Annotated in this window: 13 protein-coding genes; all 13 read right to left on the minus strand. The window is 62.2% G+C overall.

From position 1 onward, the window contains the following. Positions 1 to 32: 32 nt before the first annotated feature. A complete protein-coding gene (gene rpoB, locus AB8A27_RS13975) occupies positions 33 to 4,148 on the minus strand; it encodes a DNA-directed RNA polymerase subunit beta (protein WP_092152002.1) in 4,116 nt (1,371 codons plus the stop codon). Positions 4,149 to 4,604: 456 nt separating this feature from the next. Then, positions 4,605 to 4,982 carry a 50S ribosomal protein L7/L12 gene (gene rplL, locus AB8A27_RS13980; protein ID WP_092152000.1) on the minus strand — a complete coding sequence of 126 codons (378 nt, stop codon included), beginning with the start codon at positions 4,980 to 4,982 and terminating at the stop codon, positions 4,605 to 4,607. 54 nt (positions 4,983 to 5,036) lie between these two features. After that, a complete protein-coding gene (gene rplJ / locus AB8A27_RS13985) occupies positions 5,037 to 5,555 on the minus strand; it encodes a 50S ribosomal protein L10 (protein WP_092151998.1) in 519 nt (172 codons plus the stop codon). 660 nt (positions 5,556 to 6,215) lie between these two features. Then, on the minus strand, positions 6,216 to 6,857 hold the full coding sequence (locus tag AB8A27_RS13990) for an Isoquinoline 1-oxidoreductase subunit (protein ID WP_441242401.1): 642 nt from the start codon (positions 6,855 to 6,857) through the stop codon (positions 6,216 to 6,218). Then, positions 6,854 to 9,019, minus strand: coding sequence for a molybdopterin cofactor-binding domain-containing protein (locus tag AB8A27_RS13995; protein ID WP_441242402.1), 2,166 nt, complete (start codon positions 9,017 to 9,019; stop codon positions 6,854 to 6,856). The genes AB8A27_RS13990 and AB8A27_RS13995 overlap by 4 nt, the downstream gene beginning before the upstream one ends. A 3-nt stretch (positions 9,020 to 9,022) precedes the next feature. Further along, complete coding sequence (locus tag AB8A27_RS14000; protein ID WP_441242403.1) at positions 9,023 to 9,487, minus strand: (2Fe-2S)-binding protein; 465 nt, start codon at positions 9,485 to 9,487, stop codon at positions 9,023 to 9,025. A 184-nt stretch (positions 9,488 to 9,671) separates the two neighbouring features. Beyond that, on the minus strand, positions 9,672 to 10,418 hold the full coding sequence (gene map / locus AB8A27_RS14005) for a type I methionyl aminopeptidase (RefSeq protein ID WP_441242404.1): 747 nt from the start codon (positions 10,416 to 10,418) through the stop codon (positions 9,672 to 9,674). Positions 10,419 to 10,437: 19 nt separating this feature from the next. Continuing rightward, positions 10,438 to 11,391, minus strand: coding sequence for a 2-hydroxyacid dehydrogenase (locus AB8A27_RS14010; RefSeq protein WP_441242405.1), 954 nt, complete (start codon positions 11,389 to 11,391; stop codon positions 10,438 to 10,440). Positions 11,392 to 11,487: 96 nt separating this feature from the next. Further along, the gene (rplA, locus tag AB8A27_RS14015) at positions 11,488 to 12,180 is read right to left on the minus strand and encodes a 50S ribosomal protein L1 (RefSeq protein WP_441242406.1); all 693 of its coding nucleotides are present in this window, start codon (positions 12,178 to 12,180) and stop codon (positions 11,488 to 11,490) included. Positions 12,181 to 12,186: 6 nt separating this feature from the next. Then, positions 12,187 to 12,615, minus strand: a complete 429-nt coding sequence (gene rplK / locus AB8A27_RS14020; RefSeq protein WP_068731528.1) for a 50S ribosomal protein L11 — start codon at positions 12,613 to 12,615, stop codon at positions 12,187 to 12,189. 129 nt (positions 12,616 to 12,744) lie between these two features. Then, entirely contained in the window at positions 12,745 to 13,275 is a 531-nt protein-coding gene (nusG, locus tag AB8A27_RS14025; protein WP_092151984.1) for a transcription termination/antitermination protein NusG, read from the minus strand. A gap of 14 nt (positions 13,276 to 13,289) precedes the next feature. Further along, positions 13,290 to 13,481 (minus strand): preprotein translocase subunit SecE, encoded by a 192-nt coding sequence (gene secE, locus AB8A27_RS14030; RefSeq protein WP_441242407.1) that lies wholly within the window; start codon positions 13,479 to 13,481, stop codon positions 13,290 to 13,292. 387 nt (positions 13,482 to 13,868) lie between these two features. Further along, positions 13,869 to 15,998, minus strand: a complete 2,130-nt coding sequence (locus AB8A27_RS14035) for a hypothetical protein (protein WP_441242408.1) — start codon at positions 15,996 to 15,998, stop codon at positions 13,869 to 13,871. Positions 15,999 to 16,176: the final 178 nt, after the last annotated feature.

Raw genomic sequence — 16,176 nt, forward strand, 5'->3', positions numbered from 1 at the left:
CCCGGCCATCAGGCCGGGCGTAACGCTTGTTCTTACTCGGCAGCCTCGGAGGTCGGCCCCGGCAGCTTGGAATTGTGCAGATCGACGTTGAGGCCGAGCGAGCGCATTTCCTTGACCAGCACGTTGAACGATTCCGGGATACCGGCCTCGAACGTGTCGTCGCCGCGCACGATCGCCTCGTAGACCTTGGTACGGCCCGCGACGTCGTCCGACTTCACCGTCAGCATTTCCTGGAGCGTGTACGCCGCGCCATAAGCCTCGAGCGCCCACACTTCCATTTCGCCGAAACGCTGGCCGCCGAACTGCGCCTTGCCACCCAGCGGCTGCTGCGTGACGAGCGAGTACGGACCGATCGAACGCGCGTGGATCTTGTCGTCCACGAGATGGTGAAGCTTGAGCATGTAGATGTAGCCCACAGTCACCTTGCGATCGAACTGGTCGCCGGTCCGGCCGTCATAGACGGTGGACTGACCCGACGCGTCGAAGCCTGCCATCTTCAACATCTCTTCGATGTCGGCTTCCTTCGCACCGTCGAACACCGGCGTCGCGATCGGCACGCCCGGCTTCAGGTTACGCGCGAGTTCAAGCAGCTGGTCGTCGTTCAGCGACTTGATGACTTCGTCTTCGCCGTAGACCTTCTTCAGGGTGTCGCGCAGCGGCTTCAGGTCCTGCTTCTGGTAGAAGGCGTCGATGGTCTGACCGATCTTCTTGCCCATGCCTGCGCAGGCCCAGCCAAGATGCGTCTCGAGAATCTGACCGACGTTCATACGCGAAGGCACGCCGAGCGGGTTCAGCACGATGTCCGCATGCGTACCGTCCTCAAGGAACGGCATGTCTTCGATCGGAACAATCTTCGACACCACGCCCTTGTTGCCGTGACGGCCGGCCATCTTGTCGCCGGGCTGGATCTTGCGCTTCACCGCGACGAAGACCTTGACCATCTTCATCACGCCCGGAGGAAGTTCGTCGCCACGCTGCAGCTTCTCGACCTTGTCGAGGAAGCGCTGTTCAAGGCCCTTCTTCGACTCGTCGTACTGCTTCCGCATCGCTTCGATTTCGGTCATCAGCTTGTCGTTCGCGGTGGCGAACATCCACCACTGCGACCGCGGATTCTCGTCGAGCACGGCGCGCGTGATCTTGCCGTCCTTCTTGAAGCCCTTCGGACCGGCGATGCCGACCTTGTTCTCCAGAAGATCAGCCAGACGGCCATAGACGTTACGATCCAGGATGGCCTGTTCGTCGTCACGGTCCTTGGCGAGACGTTCGATTTCTTCCCGCTCGATCGCCAGAGCACGTTCGTCCTTGTCGACGCCGTGACGGTTGAACACGCGGACTTCCACGATCGTGCCTTGCACGCCCGGAGGCACGCGGAGCGAGGTGTCGCGAACGTCCGACGCCTTCTCACCGAAGATGGCGCGCAGAAGCTTTTCTTCCGGCGTCATCGGGCTTTCGCCCTTCGGCGTGATCTTGCCGACCAGGATGTCGCCGGCGCGGACTTCGGCGCCGATATACACGATGCCGGCTTCGTCGAGATTCTTCAGCGCTTCTTCCGACACGTTCGGAATGTCGCGGGTGATTTCCTCAGGGCCGAGCTTGGTGTCGCGGGCCATGACTTCGAATTCCTCGATATGGATCGAGGTGAAGACGTCTTCCTTCACGATCCGCTCCGAGAGCAGGATCGAGTCTTCGAAGTTGTAGCCATTCCACGGCATGAACGCGACGAGCACGTTACGGCCGAGCGCGAGTTCACCGAGATCGGTCGACGGACCGTCGGCAATGATGTCGCCCTTGCGCACGACGTCGCCAACCTTCACCAGCGGACGCTGGTTGATGCAGGTCGACTGGTTCGAACGCTGGTACTTCATCAGGCGATAGATATCGACGCCCGACTTGGTCGGATCGAGATCTTCGGTCGCACGGATAACCACGCGGGTTGCGTCGATCTGGTCGATGACACCCGAACGGCGGGCAGCGATCGCAGCACCGGAGTCGCGAGCCACGACGGCTTCCATGCCGGTACCGACGAACGGAGCTTCAGCGCGCACCAGAGGCACGGCCTGACGCTGCATGTTCGAGCCCATCAGCGCGCGGTTGGCGTCGTCGTTCTCGAGGAACGGGATCAGCGCCGCGGCGACCGAAACGAGCTGCTTCGGCGACACGTCCATGTAGTCGACCTTGTCGGCCGGCAGCGGCAACACGTCGCCGGCGTGACGGCAGATCACCATTTCTTCGGTGAACTTGCCCTTGGCGTCGAGCGACACGTTCGCCTGCGCGACCGAGTAGCGGCCCTCTTCCATTGCCGACAGGTACACCACGTCGTCAGTGACGCGACCGTCCTTGACCTTGCGGTAAGGGGTCTCGACGAAGCCGTACTTGTTGACGCGCGCGAAGGTGGCGAGCGAGTTGATCAGACCGATGTTCGGGCCTTCCGGCGTCTCAATCGGGCAGATACGGCCGTAATGGGTCGGATGCACGTCGCGGACTTCGAAGCCGGCGCGCTCGCGGGTCAGACCGCCCGGTCCAAGCGCCGAGAGACGACGCTTGTGGGTGATTTCCGACAGCGGGTTGGTCTGGTCCATGAACTGCGACAGCTGCGACGAGCCGAAGAACTCGCGCACCGCGGCAGCCGCGGGCTTCGCGTTGATAAGGTCCTGCGGCATCACGGTGTCGATGTCGACGGACGACATACGTTCCTTGATGGCGCGCTCCATGCGCAGCAGGCCGACGCGATACTGATTTTCCATCAGCTCGCCGACCGAACGCACACGGCGGTTGCCGAGATGGTCGATGTCGTCGATTTCGCCCTTGCCGTCGCGCAGATCCACCAGCGTCTTGATGACGGCCAGGATGTCTTCCTTGCGCAGCGTGCGATGAGTGTCCGGCGCGTCGAGTTCGAGGCGCATGTTCATCTTCACGCGGCCCACGGCCGAGAGATCGTAACGCTCACTGTCGAAGAACAGCGACTGGAACATGTTCTGCGCGGATTCGAGCGTCGGCGGCTCGCCCGGACGCATCACGCGATAGATGTCGAACAGCGCGTCTTCACGCGTCAGGTTCTTGTCTGCCGAGAGCGTGTTGCGGATATAGGCGCCGATATTGACGTGGTCGATGTCCAGCAGCGGGAGTTCCTTGTAGCCCTCCTCGTTCAGCGCCTTCAGCGACTTCTCGGTGATCTCTTCGCCGGCTTCGGCGTAGATTTCACCGGTCTTCACGTTGACGAGGTCCTCGGCGAGGTAGTTGCCGACCAACTCTTCGTCGGTCATGCGCAGCGCCTTGAGGCCCTTCTCGACGAGCTGACGGGCAGCGCGCACGGTGAGCTTCTTGCCGGCTTCGAGCACGACCTTGCCGGTGTCGGCATCGATCAGGTCGTTGACGGTGGAGTAGCCACGGAAACGGGTGGCGTCGAACGGAACGCGCCAGCCTTCCTTGATCTTCTTGAACTGGATCTTCTTGTAGAACGTCGAGAGGATCTCCTCGCCGTCCAGACCCAGCGCGAACATCAGCGACGTCACCGGAATCTTGCGGCGACGGTCGATACGCGCGAACACGATGTCCTTGGCGTCGAACTCGATGTCCAGCCAGGAACCGCGATACGGGATCACGCGGGCAGCGAACAGCAGCTTGCCCGACGAATGGGTCTTGCCCTTGTCGTGATCGAAGAACACGCCCGGCGAACGATGCATCTGCGAGACGATGACGCGCTCGGTGCCGTTGACGACGAAGGTGCCGTTCATGGTCATGAGCGGGATATCGCCCATGTAGACGTCCTGCTCCTTGATGTCCTTGACGGACTTGGCGCCGGTTTCTTCGTCGATATCGAACACGATCAGGCGCAGCGTCACCTTCAGCGGCGCAGCATAGGTCATGCCGCGCTGACGGCACTCGTCCACGTCATACTTCGGCGGCTCGAATTCGTAGCGCACGAATTCCAGCATCGAGGTGCCCGAGAAGTCCGAGATCGGAAACACCGAACGGAAAACAGCCTGCAGACCTTCGTCGAGGCGACCGCCGGTCGGCTCATCGACCATCAGGAACTGGTCGTAGGACGCCTTCTGAACCTCGATGAGGTTCGGCATCTCTGCGACTTCTTTAATATGACCGAAGAACTTGCGAACGCGCTTGCGACCTGTGAACGTCTGCTGACCCATCGTGGCCTCTCATTGCGTCGCCCGAAAGGGGCGAACCTTCCAGAGCGCGACTGCCATCGCCTCCGGGTTGAATTTCCAAGAACGCCCCGAATTCAGCGCTCAATATGAGGAACAAAATCCCTCCCCCGAGCATTTGAATCGCAGAACGCAAAACGACGTGCGCGATGCCCGACTGCATCCCGCCCGTCCAAACCGTCTAGCTACGGACCGAAAAGCCCGAAAATTGCCTGTCTCCCAACGGCTTAACCAGAGGCGTCGCCGCTCCTGCTGTCAGACCGCGTTTTCGTGCTGCCGTCCCGATATGGGATGGCAATCGTGGAGATTCGAGGGTGGTTCCCAGCGCATCCCCACACATTCCTGTGTAGTGCATCGAGTTCCCGTCCGAGGAACGGCCCGGAGGCCGTCCCTCTCCCAAAGAACGGCCAGAGGCCGCTCTTTGGGGGAACCCAAAGGGTCTTACTTGAGTTCGACCTTGGCGCCAGCCTTCTCGAGCTGAGCCTTGATCTTTTCGGCTTCGTCCTTGGCAACGCCTTCCTTGAGGGGCTTCGGCGCGCCTTCGACCAGGTCCTTGGCTTCCTTGAGGCCCAGGCCCGTGATCGCACGGACTTCCTTGATGACTTCGATCTTCTTGTCGCCGGCCGAAGCCAGGACAACCGTGAAGTCGGTCTTTTCTTCAGCAGCAGCGGCACCGCCACCACCAGCAGCCGGACCAGCAACTGCAACAGCGGCAGCAGCCGAAACGCCCCACTTCTCTTCGAGAAGCTTCGCGAGTTCAGCAGCTTCGAGCACGGTCAGGCTCGAGAGGTCGTCAACGATTTTATTGAGGTCAGCCATTGATCTATATCCTTAAGCGTATTTGGTTCGAACCAGGGTTGATTGCGAAGGGCGTCAGGCCGCTTCGCCCTTTGAGGCATAAGCCTGAACAACACGCGCGAGCTTCGCCGCGGGAGCTGTCGAGAGCTGGGCGATCTTGGTCGCAGGCGCCACGAGGAGGCCAACGATCTTGCCGCGCAGTTCGTCGAGCGAGGGCAGCGAGGCCAGAGCCTTGACGCTGTCGACGTTCAGGACGGTTTTACCCATCGAGCCGCCAAGAATGACGAACTTCTCGTTCGCCTTGGCAAATTCGACGGCAACCTTCGGTGCAGCTACCGGATCGTCCGAAGTGGCGATCACAGTCGGGCCCTTCAGCAGGGAACCGATGGCAACAACATCCGTGCCTTCAAGAGCAATTTTGGCGAGACGGTTTTTCGAGACCTTCACCGAGGCACCAGCCTGCTTCATCTGCGAACGCAGAGTCTGCATCTGGGCAACCGTGAGGCCGGAATAGTGGGCGACGACCGCAACGCCGGTGGTCTTGAAGACCCCGTTCAGCGCTTCGACCGCGTCCTTTTTTGCCGCTCTTTCCACAGCAAGCTCTCTCCGGTTGGCGGCCTCTATCAAGATAGGACCGCCGGGTTACACCCACCGCCCCACCTGAACCTGACCCCAAGGCGCCCGTCCTCTATAAAGACTTGGCCTACAAAGACACGTCGGGCGAGACGATATGATAGCCTGCCCTCCCGAACCGCAGCTGCGAGCAGCCATGACGCGGGGTGTCGAGGTTCGAACCAAATACGCGTCGTGCCGCACAAAACGACACTGGCGAAATCCAGTCTTCACCCGTCTATGCTGGCTGCATCAAGTTTATCGATTAAGCCATTGATCGAACTCGCGTTCGTCTCAGGCGCCAGCAGTCTCGGACAGGATTCAAGATCATCGATAAGCCATCATCTGACCTATTGGTGACCCCTGCCCGCCTTCCTCAAATCCGCGTCGCGCGTTCCATCCCCTTCGAGCGATCCGAGTGGATAGCCTGAAAGGAAAAGTCTCCTGCGATGTGGGTTGTCGGAATGCGAACACAGACGCGCCAGCTACCAGCCAGCACGCCCGGAAACGGTTGTTTAACGAGTCTTTTTCGTGTTGCCAAGCGCGAAATGCCGATCTGGCATCTTTTCTGCAAGGGAGCCGTCAGGCCCCCTTCCTGGACCGGAAGTGGAACCGGTCGGGCCGGCTCCACTTCCGTCAATATTACCCCTTCGGGCAGGCCGCTCCGGCATCCGCCCAGGCCTTGATCAGCTCACCGAACTCCTTCTGGGTACCCGGCGCCGGGGTCCGGTTGCCGCCGGGATGCCAGCCCCAGCCGACCAGTTCGTCTTCGGCCATGTGCTTCACAAGCGCGGCCATGTCCTTGCCGCCGTTGCGCTCCTTGTCCTTGATCTGGGTGCAGATCTGGCCAAGCGTCTTGCCCTGCCAGGCCATCTCGATGGGCGCCAGCGACCACTTCGGATTGCCGGGGACGTTGGCGGCATCAAAGTTGTTCTCGTGGTGGCAGGTCGTGCAGACGAGACCGCCCGCTGCTCCCATGCCGCCTTCGCCGCGCACCACCAGCGGGATATGCGGCCGCATGCGATCGGTCTGGGTCGGCCGGTCGGTGGCCGGGTGGCAGTTCATGCAGCGCGGCGACTGGATGACCTTGCCGGCCTCCGTAAACAGCGCCACCGCGCGCTCGTTCTTGTTCTTGATCTTGGCGAAGGCCGAGACCGGCTGCAGCTTGGTCGGATTGCTGACCGCTGCATCGGCCTCCTGGAAGCCCGGCTCCGCGAATGCGAGGAGGCCAGCCGCAAGGCCGCCAGCGACCAGCGCCAGCATCGAGGTCCTGAACAGCTTCATGCCGACGCTCCCGGCACGACCGGCAATTGCCGCGGCCTTCCCACACCCAATTTGGCCATCGCATTGGCAACGGCAGGCCCGAGCGGAGGCACGCCGGGTTCGCCAACACCCGTCGGCTTCTCGGTCGACTTCACGATCACCACTTCGACCTCCGGCATCTCGTTGATGCGCAGCGAACGATAGGTGTCGAAATTGCCGGACACCGGCGCGCCGGCATCGAGCGTCTGTTCCGCATAGAGGATGTGACCGAGGCCGAAGCCGATGCCACCTTCCATCTGCGCGCGGATGATGTCGGGGTTCACGGCGACGCCGCAATCCACCGCGCACCACACCTTGTGCACCTTCGGACCGTCGTCGGTCATGGACAGTTCCACGACCTGCGCGACGAAGGTGTTGAAGCTCTCGACCACCGCAACGCCGCGCGCGCGGCCTGCGGGCACCTTGTAGTTCTTCCAGTCGGCGAGTTCGGCGACGGCCTTCAGCACACCGGCATGGCGCGGCTTCTTGCTCAGCAGCGCGAGCCGACCTTCGACCGGATCCTTGCCGGCGGCTTCCAGCAGTTCATCGACAAAGGCCTCGACGACATAACCGGTGTGGGTGTGGCCCACCGAGCGCCACCACAACACGGGCACGCCGACATCGACCTGGTGCATGTCGCAACGGAAGTTCTCGACGTCGTACGGGATTTCGTTCGAGCCTTCATAGGAGGTCGGGTCGAGGCCGTCCTTGAACATCATGGACTCAAAGAACGAGCCCTTCATGATCGACTGCGAGACGATGGTGTCGCTCCAGGCTTCGATCTTGCCGTCGCGCACCGCACCGCGCATGCGGTGGATGGCGTATGGCCGATAGTAGCCACCGCGCATGTCGTCTTCGCGGGTCCACACCAGCTTGACCGGCTTGCCCGGCCCGATCGCTTTCGCGACTTCGGCGAGCTCGATGGCTTGATGCGTGCTCTGCTGCGCGCGGCGGCCGAAGCTGCCACCGGCGAGAACAACGTCGATCTTCACCTTCTCGATCGGCAGCCCGAGCACCTTGGAGATCGCCATATGGTCAGGCGTCGGAAACTGGCAGCCATAGCGCGCATAGGCGGTGTCGCCGTCCCATTTCAGATAGGCGTTGAGCGGCTCCATCGCGGCATGAGCGAGATACGGGAAGACGTATTCGACCTCGATCACGCGGCCACCCTTGGCCATCGACTCTTCGAACTTGCCTTCCGCTCTCACGAGCTTGCCGGCCGTCTTCGACAGCCCGCGGAATTGCTGCAGCAGCTCGGCACTGCCACGCTTCTCCGCCTTGCTGTCATCCCAGGTTATCTTCAGCGCTTCACGGCCCATCTTCGCGGGCCAGAACCCCTTGGCATAGACGGCGACACCGTTCGACACCTGCTTGACGTCGACGACACCAGGCACCGCTTTCGCAGCCGTCGCGTCGAATGATGCGACCTTGCCGCCGAATTTCGGCGAACGCGCCACGACCACCGTGAGCATGTCCGGCTCGTTGATATCGAGCGTGTAGAATGCCTTGCCATTGGTCTTGTCGGCGCTGTCGAGGCGCTTCACGACGCCTTCCTTGCCGATCAGCTTGAACTGCGACGGATCCTTCAGTTTCGGATCGGTCGGCACCGGCATGGCCATCGCCTTCTCAGCGAATTGACCGAAGCTGCCTTCATGACCTGACGCATGCTTGATCACGCCGTTCTCGACCGTGATCTCGCTTGCCGGCACCTGCCACGCATCGGCAGCAGCCGCGACCAGCATCTGGCGCGCGGCGGCGCCGACCTGGCGCATCTGGATGTAGGAATTGGCGATGGCGGTCGAGCCACCGGTGCCCTGCATGCCGAACGCCAGATTCTTGTAGAGCTGCGGATTCGACGGCGCGTGATCGGCGCGCATCTGCGCCCAGTCCGCGTCGAGTTCTTCGGCGACCAGTGTCGCCATGCCGGTGAACGGCCCCTGCCCGAACTCGATCGCCTTGCACAGCACCGTGACGGTGTTGTCAGGCTTGATGATCAGGAAGGTGTTCGGCGCGATATTGACCTGCGGCTTTGCCGCCGCCTGCGCGAACATTTTGTCGGCGCGGGCAACATAGGCGCCGAGCACGAGGCCGGCACCGCCCTTGAGCAGCGTGCGACGGGAGAGCTTGGTGTCATGAACGGTCATGGCTCAACCCTCCAGCGATTTGGCGGCGCCATGAATGGCGGCGCGGATACGGACATAGGTGGCGCAGCGGCAGATATTGCCATTCATCGCCAGATCGATGTCCTCGTCGGTTGGCTTGGGATTGAGGCTGAGCAGCGCGGTCGCGCTCATCACCTGGCCGGACTGGCAGTAGCCGCATTGCGGCACGTCGAGCGCGACCCAGGCCGCCTGCACCGCCTTGGCTTCCTTGGAGTCGAGGCCTTCGATGGTGGTGATTTCGCTGGTGCCGATAGACGAGACGGGCATCGAACAGGAGCGGACGGTCTGGCCGTCCACATAGACCGTGCAGGCACCGCATTGCGCGACGCCGCAGCCATATTTGGTGCCGGTGAGACCGACTCCATCACGAATGGCCCAGAGGAGAGGTGTATTGGGATCGACGTCGACCTGACGGGCCTGACCGTTGATCTTGAGGGTGAACGCAGCCATCGCTGATGTCCTATGTCGTCGAATGTACGCCTACATTCGAGTTGTTCTAAACATCCGACGTCTACATCCGCATTGCGGAATGGCCCATTCAATTATTTTTGTACCGGCCGGGAACGAAATTACTTCAGCAGGATTCCGGGGCGTTTTCGGCCTTGTTGCAGGATCTGACATAAATCTCGCAGCATCATGCAAGCGTCAAAATCACCGGCCCTCGGCTCGTCGCGACCAGCGTGTGTTCGAACTGCACCGTGGGCTGGTTGAACGGCGGACGCAGCGTCCAGCCGTCGTCCTGCTGATCTACCCAGTCCGCGCCGAGCGACAGGAACGGCTCGATGGTGAAGACGAGACCCTCGGTGATCATGCGCCTGTCACGCACCTCGTACCATGTCGGGATCTCGCCAGGCTCGTCGTGCAGCGAGCGTCCGACACCGTGGCTCGCGAGATTGCGCACCAGGCTGTAACCGTTGGTCTTGGCGAATTTCTCGATGGAGCGACCGACTTCATTCAACCGGCCGCCGGGCTTCACGGCCTTGATGCCGGCCCACATCGCGCGGCGCCCGTCGCGACAGAGACGCTCGATGCGCGGCTTGACCGGCGGCACGGCGAAGCTTGCCCCGGTGTCGCCGAAAAAGCCGTCGAGCTCCGCCGAGACGTCGATATTGATGAGATCGCCAGCCTTCACCACGGTGTCATCCGGGATGCCATGCGCGCAATCCGGACCGACCGAGATACAGGTCGCGCCAGGAAAATCATAAGCGAGTTCGGGCGCGGAACGTGCGCCTTCCTTCTCCAGCATGGCGCGGCCGAGATCATCGAGCTCCCGCGTCGTCATGCCGGGCTCCAGCGCCTTGCCCATGGCGGCCAGCGTGCGCGCCGCCAGACTGCCGATGGCGCGCAGCTTCTCGAGCTGGTCCTCGTTCTCGATCGTCATCGCGTCAATTCCCTTGCTGCTACACCTTCACAGGGTAAGGCAGCCCCTTCCCCGCATAAAACGCGTCGAGATTGGCGATGACGCAGTTCTGCATTCCCATATGCGAGTCGAGCGTGTGGCCGCCGATATGCGGCGTCAGCACGACATTCGGCAGCGCCGTCAGCGCGTCGGGCGCATGCGGCTCCTTCTCGAACACGTCGAGGCCGGCGCCCGCGATGGTCTTGTCGGCGAGCGCCGCCGTCAGCGCCGCCTGATCGATCACCGAGCCGCGCGAGATGTTCACGACCACGCCGTTGGCGCCGAGCTTCTTCAGCATCGCGGCATCGATGATGTGATGCGTCTCCTTGCCGGCGCGCACCGCGATCATGAGCACGTCGCACCATTCGACCAGCGCCTCGAGGCTCGGCTCATGGCGATACGGCAGGTCGTCATACTTCGTGCGGTTGGTATAGGCGACGTCGCATTCGAAGGCCGCGACGCGCGATGCGATCTTGCGGCCGATCTCGCCCATGCCATAGACGCCCACCTTGCGGCCCGGATTGCCGGGCTGCGGCGACATCAGCGGCGACGGCTTTGCGGAGGACCAGCCACCTTCGCGCAGATACTGATCCGCGGGCAGCAGGCGCCGCGTCACCGCGAGCATCAGCGTCAGCGCCAGATCGGCGACCGAGGCCGCATTCGCGCCGGGGCTGTTGCCAACAACGATCTTGCGCTCGGCCGCAGCCTTGAAGTCGACGCCGTCATAGCCGGTGCCGTAGCAGATGATGGCGCCGAGCGCCGGCATCATGTCCATCACGTCTGCCTTGAGCAACTGACCGCCCGCGGTGATCAGCGCGCGCACGTCTTTCAGCTGGTCAGCGGAAAAGGTCTGCAGCGGCGGCTTGCCTGCAGCGTCCAGAAGATCGAAGCGCTCGCCGATGCGCACCATCTGGGACTTCGGGAAACGCGAATAGATCAGAACCTTCTCGGCCATCGTGACATTCCTGCTGGATCAGAGAGCGGAAGACAAAAGAAAGGGCGGAACCGGTTGCCCGATTCCGCCCTGGTTTCTTGCAAGCCTTGTTCCGGCTTAGCCGAGCACGGTGCCCGGCTCAACCTTGATGCCGGGGCCCATGGTCGAGGACACGGCCACGCGCTGCACATAGGTGCCCTTCGCGCCAGCCGGCTTCGCCTTGGCGACGGCGTCGGCCAGAGCCTTGATGTTTTCGACCAGCTTCTCTTCCGAGAACGACGCCTTGCCGACGCCAGCCTGGATGATGCCGGCCTTCTCGACGCGGAACTCGACCGAACCGCCCTTGGCACCCTTGACCGCACCCGTGACGTCCATGGTCACGGTACCGATCTTCGGGTTCGGCATCATGCCGCGCGGACCGAGCACCTTACCAAGGCGACCGACCAGCGGCATCATGTCGGGGGTTGCGATACAGCGGTCGAAATCGATCTGACCGGCCTGAACCTTCTCGAACAGGTCCTCTGCACCGACGACGTCTGCGCCTGCTGCCTTGGCTTCTTCAGCCTTCGGACCACGGGCGAACACGCCGACGCGCAGCGTACGGCCAGTGCCGTTCGGCAGCGTGACGACGCCACGGACCATCTGGTCGGCGTGACGCGGATCAACACCGAGATTCATCGAGACTTCGATGGTCTCGTCGAACTTCGACTTGGCGCGTTCCTTGACCATCTTGATGGCCTCGGCGACCGGATAGAGCTTCTCGCGGTCGATGCCCTCACGGGCTTTCTTCAAACGTTTTCCAATTGCCATGACCGTTTACCCCGCGACCTCGACGCCCATCGAACGGGCAGAGCCCTCAACCATCTTCATGGCCGATTCAATGGTGTCGCAATTCAGATCCTTCATCTTTGCTTCGGCGATCTCGCGCACCTGCGCTTTGGTCACCGCGCCGGCCTTGTCACGACCCGGCAGCTTGGAGCCGGAGGTGAGCTTGGCGGCCTTCTTGATGAAGAAGGACATCGGGGGGGTCTTGAGGGCGAAGGTGAACGAACGATCGGCATAGATCGTGATCACCACCGGGATTGGGGTGTTCTTTTCTTCCTTCTGCGTCTGCGCGTTGAACGCTTTGCAGAATTCCATGATGTTCAAACCGCGCTGACCAAGCGCGGGACCGATCGGGGGCGAAGGGTTCGCCGCACCGGCCGGCACCTGAAGCTTCAGGTATCCGGTCACTTTCTTTGCCATGTGTCACTCCTGTTGTGCCGATCGACGACCGGCTGTTTCAGGTTTCGTGGTTCGGTCGAAAACGGCTGGCAACCGCCCTCTTCCTCCCACGGCCTTCGAAACGCAGAGACGCGCTCTACGCTATTGCGATCAGACCTTCTCGACCTGACCGAATTCCAGTTCGACCGGCGTGGCGCGGCCGAAGATCGACACTGCGACCTTCACGCGCGAGCGTGCCTCGTCGATTTCCTCGACGACGCCGGAGAACGACGCGAATGGGCCATCGGCCACCTTCACGTTCTCGCCGATCTCGAACGACACCGACGCCTTCGGGCGCTCCACGCCTTCCTGCACCTGGTGCAGAATGCGCATCGCCTCGGCTTCCGAAATCGGCATCGGCTTGTTTTCCGCGCCGAGGAAGCCCGTGACCTTCGGGGTGTTCTTGATCAGATGAAATGCTTCGTCGGTGAGCTGCATCTTCACCAGCACGTAGCCCGGGAAGAACTTGCGCTCGGCGTCCATCTTGCGACCGCGACGCACTTCGGTGACCTTCTCGGTCGGAACCAGAATCTGCTCGAACAGGTCTTCCAGGCCACGCTGCTTGGCCTGTTCCTTGATCGACTCCATCACCTTCTTTTCGAAATTCGAATAGGCGTGAACGATGTACCAGCGCATGCTCATAATTCAGTTCCGAGTTAGTGCATCGTGAGCAAAAACGATACGAGGTAGCGGATGATCTGATCCGCCGCGAAAAAGAAGATCGACGACAGCGCCACCATGACGAACACCATGATGGTGGTGATGGTCGTCTCGCGTCGCGAAGGCCACGTGACCTTGTTGGTCTCGGTGCGCACTTCCTGCAGGAATTTGAACGGGCTGAAAGCCATCGTTATGTGATCCGCGTCCGTCGTGAGACGATTGTTAGGTTTCAGGAATCCGAACAGCCCTCTTGCGCCCAACCCATTGCCGAAGAACCTGCTACCAGGAATCTTTGCCAAGGATGAGCCGCCAAAAGAGCTCTTTTGTCTGGAGATCAAAGCCGCGTCGGAAGTCCGTCAAAACGGGCCGACAGCGAGTGGCGCTTTGTATGGCAGGAGAGCCGAAAGGTCAAGAACTCCAACTGGTCCGGGAGGACCCTGCCCAGCCCCCTGCACCGTCATGGCCGAACTCGTCCCGGCCATGCACGTCTTTGATATGGTTGAAGAAAGGCGTGGATACGCGGGACAAGCCCGCGCATGACGGAGCCAGGACGGCAGCCCTTCCCGTCAGGACGCCTACTTCCGCACCGCCGCGCGGACATGCCGGACCACGTGATCGGCGACGATGGCGTGGCCCTCCGCGGTCGGATGCACCGCCCCGCTATACATGGCCGCATAGACCGGCTGCAGGATGTCGAACTGGGTGAAGCCCGTCGCATGGACGTTTGCGGTCAGAAACGCGTCATTCGGGGTCCGGAACAGGCGCCAGCGCGACGCATAGGGCAGATAGGCCGCCGGCGAATAGGGTGTGAACTCCTCCTTGCCGATCCAGCGCCGCGGCATCGCCATCGCCTCGCCGTCCGCCTGCGGCCGCTTCGGATCGCGCGCGCAGAGACCGCGCTTGGTGAATTCGCTCTGGTGATCGGTGATCAGCTGGAAGCCGGTTCCGGCGCCGGTGGCCAGCGCCGGGCAGCCACCGCCCCGTCCGTTGGTGATGCAGGCGGTCCGGGTGAAGAAATCGTTGAGAAAGCTCACCGTCTCGGCCAGCCGTTCGCGCGACAGCGACAGCTTCTTGTGGACGTCGAGGCCGAGTGTCGGCTGCGCGCCGCACAGGGCGCCCGTCTCGTCGAACTGGATCGGCTCGTAAGCCGTCTGCAGCACCTTCGCGGGCGCCACGCCAAAACCGTCGCGCAAGGCATCGCGGAGCGCCACCATGCGCTCGTCGAGCTGCTCCATATAGGCGCGCGACACCTGCGGCGAGAACCGGATCTGCTTGCCGAGCAGGTTCGCGATCGGCGCGAGATCGCCGGCGGATTCGGTCATCGCATAGACCATCAGCGGCGAGAAGCCGACATCGTTGCCGCCGATCGACAGCAGCAGCGTATCGATGGGCCGCTTGCGCTCGTTCGGCGCACACCAGGATTTCGTGACCGGCGTGTTCGCAACCTGCACGCTGCCGCTCGAATAGGTCGGCAGATTGTAAGTCGCACGCTGCGTGCGGCCCGCAGGGCTTTTGCAGATCAGATCGGCGAGTTGATCGAGCTGCGAACGCACCATCGCGTTGCCGGCGCCCTCGCGCGCCTTCTTCTCGAGGAAGAGACCTTCGGTGACCTCCGAGCCGGTGCAGGCCAGACTGACCAGCGTGATCGACCGGTGCGGGTTCTCCAGACTGAGCTGCAGGCCGACGCGAAACGGATAGCCGTATTGCGAGCGGTGACAATCGGGGCTGAGCCAGCGCGGATTGGCGGCGTTGAAAGCCTTGTCGAACTGCGCGGACGCGAGCGGGAAATACAGCTCCTGCTCCTCGTCGGCGAGCTTGCGCCGCGGCAGGTTCTTGTAGTCGAACCCCGTTCCCGAGGAGAGATCGAGCTTCTGCAGCGACTTGGCGGTGCTACGTGTCGCCATCTCCTCGCGCATCAGGGTCGGATCGTAGACCATCTCGCGGACGGCGCTGAACGTCACCGGAACGTCCGGATTGCTTTCGCCCGAGGCAAAGGAATCGCCGAGCGCCACGATGAACAGATCCTCGACCACGACTTGCGGGTCGTTCAACATACGACCGTCGGGCAATTTGACCTGGACCGACGCACCGGACAGGTTGCGATCGACGGCATAAGGCAGGCGCGTGATCTTGAGCGGCGTCGCGCAGGATTGCGTTGCGGTCTCCGTCCTGCTGCCCGGCCGCCGCGGCGTCCAGCTCCACACGCAATCATACGCGCCGGCTTCGGCAATGCGCTCGGGCGACAGCCGGATCAGCACTGTATGCGCATCCGGCAACACGTAATCTTCCTTGGCCGTGCCCCACGAATAGCGGCGGTCGCAACTCGCGAGATAGCGGCCCTGCCGGCTGTCGTAGCAGACGGCGTCGATGGTCTGCGACGCCCAGCCGAGACGCGAGCGATCGTAGCGCGCCCGCGCGGTATCGGCGCAACTGGTCGGGCTGGTCATGTCGCGGCAATCGGGATCGTTGAGCCGCCGCTCGGTGCGCCACACCACATCGGCGGGCGGCTGCACCAATTCGTTACGCGCAGCAGGATAGCCGCGCTCATACATCGCGAAGGACGCGGCATTCTTGAAGAAGCGAAATGGACTTTCCACCTGCCAGAGCAGATCGGCGGCATGAGCGCCATAGCTCAATGACAAAAGACCAAAGGACGACAACAGCAACGTCGTGGCCCCCACGACGAACGTCACATGTAATTTCATTCTCGACTTCCGGCTGAATTCCCAACGGGTGTGTCGCGCGCGCGGCAAGCTAGGTTCATCGCCGCGACCGCACGCCGCAGGCAGGCCATGCGAAGCAAATCTGGCTTGCGCACGATCGCGCATGATCAGCGGAATTCGATGCCGATGCCGGACATGGCCATCAGCCTATCGAGCAAAT

Origin of the sequence: Tardiphaga sp. 768_D3_N2_1 (assembly GCF_052076105.1) — a bacterium.
GTDB lineage: Bacteria > Pseudomonadota > Alphaproteobacteria > Rhizobiales > Xanthobacteraceae > Tardiphaga.